The following is a 211-nucleotide window of genomic DNA, read 5'->3' on the forward strand; positions in this document are numbered from 1 at the left end:
TGGTTCATGACTGGGGTGAAGTCGTAACAAGGTAGCGCTAGGGGAACCTGGCGCTGGATCACCTCCTTATACGATGATTACACTGATGAGTGTCCACACAGATTGATGGTTTATACAGTTTTAGAGAAAGAATGTTCCCAAACATTCGCAACTTAGTGTCCCGTTCGTCTAGAGGCCTAGGACACCGCCCTTTCACGGCGGTAACAGGGGT

At 49.3% G+C, this 211-nt stretch carries 1 rRNA gene; it reads left to right on the forward strand.

Going from position 1 to position 211, the window contains the following annotated elements:
* Positions 1-69: ribosomal RNA gene (locus AACW06_RS20810) — 16S ribosomal RNA — on the forward strand; the annotation flags it as partial.
* Positions 70-211 lie beyond the last annotated feature (142 nt).

Source organism: Vibrio sp. S12_S33 (assembly GCF_963889785.1).
GTDB classification, from domain to species: domain Bacteria; phylum Pseudomonadota; class Gammaproteobacteria; order Enterobacterales; family Vibrionaceae; genus Vibrio; species Vibrio aestuarianus.